Origin of the sequence: Paenibacillus thermotolerans (assembly GCF_028745515.1) — a bacterium.
In the GTDB taxonomy this organism is placed as follows: domain Bacteria; phylum Bacillota; class Bacilli; order Paenibacillales; family YIM-B00363; genus Paenibacillus_AE; species Paenibacillus_AE thermotolerans.
This window is the reverse complement of record NZ_JAQZSG010000051.1, coordinates 17,049-27,380: the sequence shown is the minus strand read 5'-3', so window position 1 is coordinate 27,380 and position 10,332 is coordinate 17,049. Positions and strand designations below refer to the sequence as shown.

The 10,332-nt window shown below is 56.7% G+C and carries 10 protein-coding genes; 4 read left to right on the top strand and 6 right to left on the bottom strand.

Annotated features, from left to right (window positions below; translation table 11 throughout):
- Positions 1-375 precede the first annotated feature (375 nt).
- On the bottom strand, positions 376-2,700 hold the full coding sequence (yicI, locus tag PT964_RS24540) for an alpha-xylosidase (protein ID WP_274366003.1): 2,325 nt from the start codon (positions 2,698-2,700) through the stop codon (positions 376-378).
- A 144-nt stretch (positions 2,701-2,844) separates the two neighbouring features.
- Between yicI and PT964_RS24535 the strand changes: the two genes are divergently transcribed.
- Positions 2,845-3,753: an AraC family transcriptional regulator gene (locus PT964_RS24535; RefSeq protein WP_274366002.1), complete on the top strand. Its 909-nt coding sequence runs from the start codon at positions 2,845-2,847 to the stop codon at positions 3,751-3,753.
- 20 nt (positions 3,754-3,773) lie between these two features.
- Complete coding sequence (locus PT964_RS24530; RefSeq protein WP_274366001.1) at positions 3,774-4,208, top strand: peroxiredoxin; 435 nt, start codon at positions 3,774-3,776, stop codon at positions 4,206-4,208.
- 35 nt (positions 4,209-4,243) lie between these two features.
- Here PT964_RS24530 and pfkA read toward each other — a convergent pair whose 3' ends face one another.
- The 4 genes from pfkA to PT964_RS24510 form a co-directional block, all read right to left on the bottom strand.
- Positions 4,244-5,209 carry a 6-phosphofructokinase gene (gene pfkA, locus PT964_RS24525; RefSeq protein ID WP_274366000.1) on the bottom strand — a complete coding sequence of 322 codons (966 nt, stop codon included), beginning with the start codon at positions 5,207-5,209 and terminating at the stop codon, positions 4,244-4,246.
- Positions 5,210-5,255: 46 nt separating this feature from the next.
- Positions 5,256-6,332: a tetraprenyl-beta-curcumene synthase family protein gene (locus PT964_RS24520; RefSeq protein ID WP_274366005.1), complete on the bottom strand. Its 1,077-nt coding sequence runs from the start codon at positions 6,330-6,332 to the stop codon at positions 5,256-5,258.
- Positions 6,333-6,366: 34 nt separating this feature from the next.
- Entirely contained in the window at positions 6,367-6,951 is a 585-nt protein-coding gene (locus tag PT964_RS24515; RefSeq protein ID WP_274365999.1) for a hypothetical protein, read from the bottom strand.
- Positions 6,952-7,031: 80 nt separating this feature from the next.
- Positions 7,032-7,361: a hypothetical protein gene (locus PT964_RS24510; RefSeq protein WP_274365998.1), complete on the bottom strand. Its 330-nt coding sequence runs from the start codon at positions 7,359-7,361 to the stop codon at positions 7,032-7,034.
- Between the two features lie 141 nt (positions 7,362-7,502).
- Between PT964_RS24510 and PT964_RS24505 the strand changes: the two genes are divergently transcribed.
- Positions 7,503-8,150, top strand: a complete 648-nt coding sequence (locus PT964_RS24505; RefSeq protein ID WP_274365997.1) for a nitroreductase family protein — start codon at positions 7,503-7,505, stop codon at positions 8,148-8,150.
- A gap of 81 nt (positions 8,151-8,231) precedes the next feature.
- The gene (locus tag PT964_RS24500) at positions 8,232-8,471 is read left to right on the top strand and encodes a hypothetical protein (RefSeq protein ID WP_274365996.1); all 240 of its coding nucleotides are present in this window, start codon (positions 8,232-8,234) and stop codon (positions 8,469-8,471) included.
- A 60-nt stretch (positions 8,472-8,531) separates the two neighbouring features.
- On the opposite strand, the gene PT964_RS24495 is transcribed toward PT964_RS24500, so the two are convergent.
- Positions 8,532-10,235: a thiamine pyrophosphate-binding protein gene (locus PT964_RS24495; RefSeq protein WP_274365995.1), complete on the bottom strand. Its 1,704-nt coding sequence runs from the start codon at positions 10,233-10,235 to the stop codon at positions 8,532-8,534.
- Positions 10,236-10,332 lie beyond the last annotated feature (97 nt).

Below are 10,332 nucleotides of genomic sequence, written 5' to 3'. Positions count from 1 at the left end.
GTGAAAATTGGTGTGTGAGGTTTTATGCAAGGCTAGTGCACTACAGGTTGCTATCCGGCCCAAAACGGGGATCGAAAATGTTTTAGCCACACCTGAAGTTGCAATTTCACGATTTCTCCCTCCTTGGCCCGGATTTTGGAGTCTATAGCAACTCATGGTGTGGCTAACTTGTTACGGAACCCGAAAAATAGGCAGTTAGCAACCCACAGTGTGCTTATTTCATAAAAAGTACACCGCCGCATGAGCATGAATCCGCCGAATAGGAAAAGGCCGTTATGTAACAGGGGTTTGAATTGTGTACCACGCAAAAAAGCGAGGCTAAAGCCGAAAACCGGCTCCAAGCCTCGTTTCATTCTAAAAACTCGCAAACCTACCCTACAACCGAACCGTAAATTCCGATACGCCGGCCGCAGGCGTAAGCTTAACCCCTTGCTCCGTCCGCTCAACCGCAGCGCCTTCCGCCGAAGCGACAGCGCCGATGCCGCGCAGCAGCACGTGCCACGGCTTCCCTGCGCTGTCCGATGCTTTCACTACGATCGCCGCCCTGCTGCGAACCGCTTCCACCGTCAGCTCCGCTTGCCCGTCCCGATTGTACACAACGGTTCGAGCCTCGCCTCCGTCCTCCAATTCGAACAGGTGAAGCGTCACATCGTCGGCGAAATCGTAATCCGGATGCTGATCGTTATGGCCGAAGGCGATCAAGCTGTTCGGCCGGGCAAGCAGCGGAACGGTCATATAACCGTGCGTCTCGTCCACCCACTTGCCTCCGTCGATCGCCGCGCCCGTCATGACGTTCGTCCAGCGGCCTCCCGGAACGTAATATTTGACCGTACCCTCCGAGTTGAAGATCGGCGCCACCAGCAGCCGCTCGCCGAGCATATACTGTCTGTCCAAATAATGGCACGTCGGATCGTCCGGGAACTCGAGCACCATGGCGCGCATCATCGGTATGCCCCTTGTCGCCGCCTCAACCGCGTATCCGAACAGATGCGGCATCAGTCGGCTCTTCAGCTCCGTGAAGCAGCGCAGCACGTCGACCGACTCCTCGTCGAACAGCCACGGCACCCGGTACGATTCGTTGCCGTGCAGGCGGCTGTGGGACGACAGCAGTCCGAACGCGACCCAGCGCTTGTAAATATCCGCAGGCGCCGTCTTTTCGAAGCCGCTGATGTCGTGGCTCCAGAAGCCGAAGCCCGACAGGCCGAGCGACAAGCCGCCGCGCAGCGACTCGGCCATCGAATCGTAGTTCGCCGAGCAGTCGCCGCCCCAGTGGACCGGGAACTGCTGCCCGCCGGCCGTAGCCGAGCGCGCGAACAGCATCGCTTCGTTCTTGCCGCGGTGCTCCTCAAGCAGCTCGAACACCGCTTTATTGTAAAGCTGCGTGTAATAGTTGTGCATCTTCATCGGGTCCGATCCGTCATAATAGACGACATCCGTCGGAATGCGCTCGCCGAAGTCCGTTTTGAAGCAGTCGACGCCCATGTCCATGAGCCGCTTCAGCTTGCTCTGATACCAGCGGACCGCCTCGGGATTCGTAAAGTCGACGAGGCCCATGCCGGCTTGCCACTTGTCCCATTGCCAAACGCCGCCGTCCTTCGTCTTCACAAGGTAGCCCTTCTCCGCCCCTTCCTTGAACAGCGGCGATTTCTGCGCGATGTACGAATTGATCCATACACAAATCTTAAGCCCTCGGTCTTTCAGGCGGCGAAGCATACCCTCCGGGTCCGGGAACATGTCCGCATCCCATTCGAAGTCGCACCACTGATACTCCTTCATCCAGAAGCAATCGAAGTGGAACACGTGCAGCGGAATATTGCGCTCGGCCATCCCGTCGATGAAGCTGTTCACGGTCGCTTCGTCGTAATCGGTCGTGAACGACGTCGTCAGCCAAAGCCCGAACGACCATGCCGGGGGCAGCGCCGGCTTGCCGGTCAGCTTCGTATAGTTGTCGAGCACGTCCTTCAACGTCTCGCCGCCGACGATATAATACTCGAGCGTCTCGCCCGGAACGCTGAAGCCGACCTTCGACACGACCTCGGAGCCGATTTCGAACGATACCCGCTCCGGATGGTTCACGAATACGCCGTAGCCCGCGCTGGACAAATAGAACGGAACGTTCTTATACGCCTGCTCGCTGCTCGTCCCCCCGTCTTCGTTCCAAATATCGACGACTTGTCCGTTCTTGATGAACGGCGTAAACCGCTCACCTAAGCCGTAGATTTGCTCTCCTACGCCGAGATCGAGCATCTCGCGGAAATAAGCGGCGCCGTCCTTGTCTTGGATATAGGCGGCGCCTTTGTTCGCCGTGCCGGTGAGCCGTTTGCCGCCGAAGTCGAACTCAAGCCCCCAAGCGGGCGATTTCCGAATCGTGGCGGTCAACCCCCCGCTCCTAACCTTTACATGCTCCTCTGTTTGCGAAACGTCAAGCTTGACATCAGAGCTCGCGTAAATATCGAAATAGGGACCGGCCTGCCGCTTGCCGGCGTGATGGATCCACTTCACCTTCATGACATTCGGGATCGGAGAGCTGAACTCGGCCGTCAGCATCGTTCCGTTCAACGTGTCGCCCTTTCGATGAATCATTCGGGTTGCGGAATAAACCGAAACTTCATCGGCGCCGATCTTCACGTCCCGGACATCGACCGGGTGCTGCATATGCACGCCTTCCTTCACTTGCCAGTAACCGTCGTTAAATTTCAATTGTGCTCCCTCCTTTTCTTTACCTATAATGATATTGACAACTTGTCCGTATTTCTGTATCCATTTTGCCTATTTATATCACGATTTTGACATATAACCGCCAACAACAATCCTGCTGCACGCCATTGAAGGAGGGGGCAAGGCATGAACATAGACAAGCTGAAGGAAAAACGCCTCCACGGCGACCCGATTTATCCCGTCAGCATCTATCAAATTACGTGTCCGCCGGAGCAGCCGCTGCTCGACCTTCATTGGCACGACGAGCTCGAGTTTTTAATGGTGACGGAAGGGAGGGCCGTATTTCGGGTGGACGTGAACGATTTTGAGGTGCGAGAAGGGGAGGCCATCTTTGTAAACGGGGGCGAGCTGCATTCCGGCTATGTCGCAGGCGGACAGCCATGTTCGTTTTTAGCGGTCGTATTTCATCCCGACTTGTTGGGCGGCGGCTCGTTCGACGTCGTCCGAGACCGGTACATTCATCCCCTCGTTCAGAAAAAGTATTCGGTTCCCGCCCATATTACGAAAGCTACGGAGCCCGAAAAACAGCTGCTGTCCATGCTGAGCGAGCTGTTTCAGACCAATCGGGCGAACAAGCCCATGTATGAGCTAACGACGAAAGGGCTTCTTTATTTGTGCCTTGCCAAGCTCCTTCAGCTCGGCAGCCCGATCTCCCGGGACCTGAGAAAGCCTGAAAACGGAAGCTACAAGATCGAGCGTCTCAAAACCGTTGTGGAATATATCGAGAGCCGCTACCATGAGCCGATCGCGCTCAAACAATTGGCCGGACTCGTCTCGATGAGCGAATCGTCGTTTTGCCGTTTTTTCAAAAAGATTACCGCCAAAAGCCCCATCGACTTCATTAACTTATACAGAGTGCAGCAAGCGGCGGCGCTGCTGAAGCAAACGGACAAAAAAATTATGGAGATCAGCCTCGATGTAGGGTTTAATAATGTCAGCTACTTCAACACGCTTTTTAAGCAGCGGTTCGGGTGCACGCCTGCGACGTACCGGTCGAAGCCGGCATCCGTTTCCGTAATCGAAATGAATCTATAACGATGGAGGAGGAAATTCGCATGGTAAACATCGGAGACCCGGCGCCGGCGTTCGAGGCGGACAGCACCATGGGGAAGGTTAAGCTTCAGGATGTTTTGGGGAAGCGTCCCGTCGTGCTCATTTTTTATCCGATGGACGATACGCCGACTTGTACGAAGCAGCTTTGTGCCGTCGGCGAATCCAAGCACGATTACGAGCAAGCGGGGGCTGCCGTGTTCGGCGTGAACCCGGCGGATGTCGAAAAGCACAGCCGATTCGCCGGAAAGTTCGGTTACGACTTCCCGCTGATCGCCGACACCGGCGAACGCATCCGGAAGGCCTACGGCATAGGCAAAATATTAGGCATCATCGGGCAGCAGCGGACGGTCGTCGTCATCGACAAGGAAGGCCGAATTGCCGCCAAAATAAAAGGAAACCCGCCCACGGATCAAATTTTGTCCGTGCTGCGGGTGTGATGGAAGCAGTATGATATAGTTTTATTACGAACCGTTTACTGCGAAAGCCGGAGCGCCAGCTCGTACAATTCGTGGTTGAACGGTTTTTTCGTCGTGACCACCTTCTCGATGTCGGTCGCGACCAGCTCGCCTTTGATGATGCCGCAGCCTTTGCCGGAATCGCCTTCGATCAAGCGGCGCACTGCAAAATCGCCGAGGCGGCTTGCCAGGATGCGGTCGTTATGCGTCGGCGAACCGCCGCGCTGAATATGGCCGAGGACGGTAACGCGCGCTTCCAGCCCGTTGCGGGACATGATGCCCTGCGCGATTTCCTCGCCGCTGCCGACGCCCTCCGCAACGATAATGATGCTGTGGCGCTTTCCGTTGCCGAAGTGCGCCTTCATCCGGGATGCGACGTCGTCCAGATTGTACGGTACCTCCGGAACGAGAATCGTTTCCGCGCCGCTGGCGAGGCCGGAATAAAGGGCGATGTCCCCGCAATGGCGGCCCATGACCTCAACGACGGAAGACCGTTCGTGCGACGTCATCGTATCGCGGAGCTTGTTGATCGCGTCGACGACGATGCTAACCGCCGTATCGAAGCCGATCGTGAAATCCGTGAACGGAATATCGTTATCGATCGTGCCGGGAAGGCCCATCACCTTGATGCCCAGCTTTGCAAGCTTGTTGGCTCCCTGATACGATCCGTCGCCGCCCATGACGACGAGACCGTCGATGCCCCGCTTTCGCAAATTTTCCGCCGCCCGGCGCTGGCCTTCCTCGGTCATGAATTCTTTGGAACGAGCCGTCTGCAAAATCGTTCCGCCGCGCTGAATAATGTCGCCGACGCTGCGAATATCCATTTCGCGAATGTCGTCGTTAATTAAGCCTTGATAACCGCGCTGCACCGCATAAACCTTCAGTCCGTGAAACAATGCGCTGCGAACGACCGCGCGCACGCCTGCATTCATCCCTTGCGAATCGCCGCCGCTTGTTAAAACTGCAATCGATTTCACCGTCATCGTATGATTTCCTCCTGTTTGTTAGGTTGAAGCTTCTCTATATGAATTAAGAATTGCCCTTCATTTTGCCCGATTTCTGAATTTGAGGAGAGCGCACGCCGTCTTTCCTGCGGATCCAAACGGAATTCGCCCAGAAAAACAGACGCATCAAGGGACTGTTCCTCATCAGCGACCGGGTGATCGCGGCGACGCTTTGCTGTCTCTTCACCTTCGGATCGGATAAATATAAAGCGAGCAGCCCTTCTACAATCATAAGGTGAAACCGGCCGTCCTTCAATTGCCGGGCTTCCTTGCGGGCTTGCTCCGCGATCCAGCCGATTCGTTCGGCGGCATGCGCGTCGCTGTCGTAATATTCGCAGAAATTCAAATCCCCGCCGATGCGGTCCTCTTCCCTGTCGATCAAATAATCGAGCAAAATATGCAATCCGCATATGTAGGGAAAATAACTGCTGCGAATCCGGCCCGCTTCCTCGCCGCTCAGCTCCTTCTCGGATGCGCCGAGAAACAGCATGAATACGCCGAGCGTCGAACCGGTGGCGGCCGCGAACTCGTTCCAGCCGATGTGCGGGTATTTGTCGCTGTGGGACTCCCACCATTGCAACAGCTCCGCTTCCCGCTCCGATTGCCGGATATGCTTGTACACCTGCAAATCCGCATACAAGCCTACCAGCTCCTTCACATATGGCTGAACCGTCGCATAAGAAGGAAGCAAACAGATGCACGATTGGCAAGTTTTGACAAGCGACTGCAAGTAACCGCCGTCGTCCCGCTCCTCGCGGAACTCATAGTAATCCGCCAGCGCGGCAGACGGATCCACCGCATGCAGCATCGACAAATGCAGCCTGCGGAAGTCGTCCATACTAAGCGACGTGCTGCGGTCGCACAGATTGTCCAAGTAATCGCTGATCGTTTGGAAAGCGACGATCAACGGGACAAGCACATGCTTGTATGTCATGTTTGCTGCGGCGTATACCGCTCCGCCCTGGCAGTGAAACCTCTTGTCCGTCATGCTGGCGATCGCCTGCTCCCTAAGCTCGGGATGCGGGATCGTCTCCGCACGCTTCCGCCAAAGGTCAAGCTGGACGGAAACCTCGGGCAGCACGTGCCTGTACATTCGAAGCATAAGCGAGAGAGGTCCCAGGGGGGCGCCGGCTGCGTTACCCTTGGTCCGGATCAAAAAGCGTACCCCCAAACACCTGCTGAAAAGAAAAGCTTAATAACGCTTCTATCTCATCCTTCTGGATCGTCTCGACGATTTCGACCGCGCCGGTCGGCACTGCGCCGCTGCGCTGCTCTCTTACCGCGCGTTCAACAATGTCGACGAAGGTATAAGGATTCCACTTCCCGTCGCGCACGGCGCCTTCCAGCAGCGTCTTCGGCGGGCCGCCGGCGATTCTGGATGCGGCTTTCGCGGCAATCGCCGGAAAGACGGGGTGGGCGCCGGTCAGGCGGAACCAATATTTCGCGTTGCCGTAATCGCCTTCCATTCGGTGCATAATCCCGTGCCAGAAGCTTCCGGTCGAGGTCTCGATCTCTTGCGCAATCGAATGGGAAGCGTCCAAATCGTCGTTCCACAGCAGCAGGCCGGCTTTCAAAGCTTGGCTTTCGGCATCCGGTCCGAACGAAATGCGGCCGATCCGGCCGGAAACGTCCTCTCTCCACGGCTTCCGGGGAGCCAGCCGTCCGCCGCCCGCTCTGCTTCGAAGCAGCGAGGCGATCTCTCGAATATCGTTTACCATCATATATTTTTCACGGGAACCATATGCGTGTAGTGCATCGGCGTTCTCCCTCTCCTTGCGCCAAACGTTCTCATTCAGTATAGCTAATGATGGCCTTTCGCCGCAACGTCCTGGTTCAGCCTGAAATAGATCCAAAGATCGTTGATGGCGCTCGCCAAACCTGCAATTTCCCAGCCTAAGTCGCACACCGTTTCGAAGTTCTCCTCATTGTCCATCCGGCTTTGCAGCTTGGCGATTTCCCGTTCAAGCGCAAAGATGCGGTCGGGAATCCGTCCGCGAACCGTTTCCCAATACAGCAAAATTTCCGACTGCTCCTCAAGCGAATAACCGTCCCAATCCCGTTCCAGCATAGGCAGCGGTATGCCCAATCGCTCATCATAGTGAAATTGCAGATCCGGAGTAAAAGAGTTCATCCTCATCCCTCCCTAATACCAACATAATACCACGAATCGGCGGCCTTTTTCATGGAATAATTGTAATTCGGGACCTAATCCGATATTATTAGGATAAGGTATTAGTACCAACTACTAACTCGTTGAGGACTGATCGACATTATGACGTATTCGATGGTGAAAGAGATCATTCATGGCAGAAGAAGCGTGCGGAAATATAAGGAAGACCCTGTTTCGGAGGACGACATCCGCGAGCTGATCGACTGTGCGCGGTATGCGCCGAGCGACACGAACTCGCAGACGTGGGAATTCATTGCGGTGCTTAACCGCGATACGATTCGCCGAATCGAAGAAATGACCTGGGAGGAGCTGAACCAGCGCGCGGCGGAAGCGACGGAACGCGGCCTTGAGAAGGAAGCCCGTCTGCTGACTCGCTCCTTCGGGCCTTATGCGACGGCGTTCAGCGGCGCTCCGGCGCTCATCATTTGCTTGGCGACACCTTACGCGTCGAAATTCCGCGATCGGATCTTCGACCCGATCGGACTGGTCAGCGACGACATTTGGCGCGAAGAGGGCATTAAATCTAGCTGCCTGGCAGCCCAAAACCTGATGCTTGCCGCACATGCGCGCGGCCTCGCCACTTGCCCAATGACCGGACCCGTGCTGCTGGCGGAGCACCGTTTGAAGCAGCATTTGGAAATTCCGGAAGACCGTCAGGTCAACATGGTTATCGCGCTCGGATATCCGAACGAAACCCCTTCGAAGCATGCCCGCAAAGAAGTGGACGACATTTTGAGAATCGTAAAGTAATCCGCCCTGCCCCCTTCGTAAAGTTGCTTTTGGACGGCGTTTTTTGTATGATTGCGCGTATAAGGAAGGGATGGGTAATACATGGCAGCACCCAAACGAGTACAAATTTTCAAAAGAGATAAATGGAATATGATTCATGCCGAAGTTCGCGGCAGGGAGATCGAAGTGATCGAAATCAGCGATCAGTGGGGGGAAGACTCCCGAACGTTCTACAGCCGCGCCGAATTGATGCACTGGGTGCACGACCGGTTCGACCAGGGCAAGTTCGACGGCACCGAGGAAGAACGCCTTCAGATCATCGACGAATTTTCCAAACTGTAACGAAACGCAAATAAGCACCTCCGGCCAGACCCCGTGACGGTCTCGGTCGGAGGTGCTTTTTTACATTGTTGTATGCGGCACCTTCAGCGGCGCCGTCGTCACCTCGATCAGCGACGGCATCGATTCGTCGGCAAGCGCCGATGCAAGGCAGCTGCCGAATTCCTCGACGGTGGAAGCCTTGTATCCTCTCCCCCCGCACGCCTCCGCAATCGCCGCAAAGTCCGGGTTGTCAAGCAAGCTGCCGGACTTGTCCAAGCCGGCCAGCTCCATCCGGTTCAGTTCAATCGCGTACGCGCCGTTATTCAGCACAATCACGGTGATCGGCAGGTTCAGCCGAGCCGCTGTTTTGAACTCCATCAGCGTCTGCACGACGCCCCCGTCGCCGGCAACCGCTACTACCTGCTTCTCCGGCTGCGAGAGCTTCGCCGCGATCGCTGCCGGAATGGCGAAGCCGAGCGTCCGCCACCGTCCGGAAACGAGCACGCGCTGCCCGCGGTTTTCGAAGCACCGGTTAAACCAAAGCGTATGGTCGCCGGTATCGACCGCGATGATCGCCTCCTTGTCGACGCTCTCCGCGATCGTCTTCATGATTCGCTGCGGGGCGATCGGCGAGCCGCTCTGTCTTGTTTCCGCATCCAAGCGCTCAAACCACTCCGCTCGAATCGCGGCAATTCGGCGCCGCCACGCTTCGCGTTCCCGCCCGCTCCCGCCGGGCGCTTGCGCAAGCTGCACGAACCGCGGCAAAATATCGCGCAAATCGCCGACGAGCCCGCGCGCAATCGGGTGGCCGACCCCGATATTGCCGGCGGCGGCATCGATCTGAACGATTCTTGCCTCATGCGGCACATACTCCTCCGGCCACCACGTCGCCCCGAAGACGGCGATTAGATCGCTCTCAGCCATCAACACGCTTGTCGCTTCCGAGCCGGCCAAGCCCAGACCTCCCACGAACAGCTCATGGGCGTTGGGGAACACATGCTTGGCGGGCATCGTCGCGGAAACGGCGGCCCCCAGCGCCTCCGCCAGCGCAACGGCTTCCCGGGTCAACCCTTCCGCTCCGCGCCCGAGCAAAAATACCGGCCGTTCCGCCTCCGCGATCATTCGAAACGTGTCTTCAACGTCCGTTCGAGGCGGAAGCAGCGGTTGATGCAAGTGAGCGGAATAAGGGATGACGGCTCCGTTTACTTTTTCGCGGTACATCATTTTCGGTACGGATAGATGGGTGACGCAGCCTTGTGTCGCGCTCATCACGAGATATTGGTGAAGCAGCCGAGGCAATGCGTCCGGATCGCATAGCAGCTCCGAGTCTGCGGCGATCGGCGCGACGGCAAGCTGCTGCTGTATGTATTGCTTCGTATGCGTGCCGACTTTGTCGCTGCCCACCTGGCCCGTAATCGCCAGCAAGCCGACACGGTCCGCATACGCATCGCCCAGCCCGTTCAACATATTGGCGAGCCCCGGACCGCTCGTGCCGAGCACCACCCCGATGCGGCCGGTCAGCTTCGCCTCCGCGGAGGCGGCCAGCGCCGCGGCGTTCTCGTCCAAAAAGGGAACATATTGGATTTTGTTCTGCTTTGCTATATCATCTAATAAAAATAGGTTGGCGTCTCCGATCACGCCGTAGATGCGCTTAACACCCCATGCGGACAACTGCTCCAGGATAAATTGCCCTACGGTCAACCCTTGGTCCCTCTTACGCGCATCGGCATTTACCGGTTCGTTTTGCAGCCGGTCGACGGTTCGTTCCAAAACAGACGGATTCAACGGGAAGGAGAACCCCTTTCGTTTTTTTGATTAGAATTCCCATCCGCTCCTGCGCCATACGCGGCATCGGATCTTGAAGCGAGGTGCTAGCGAAGTC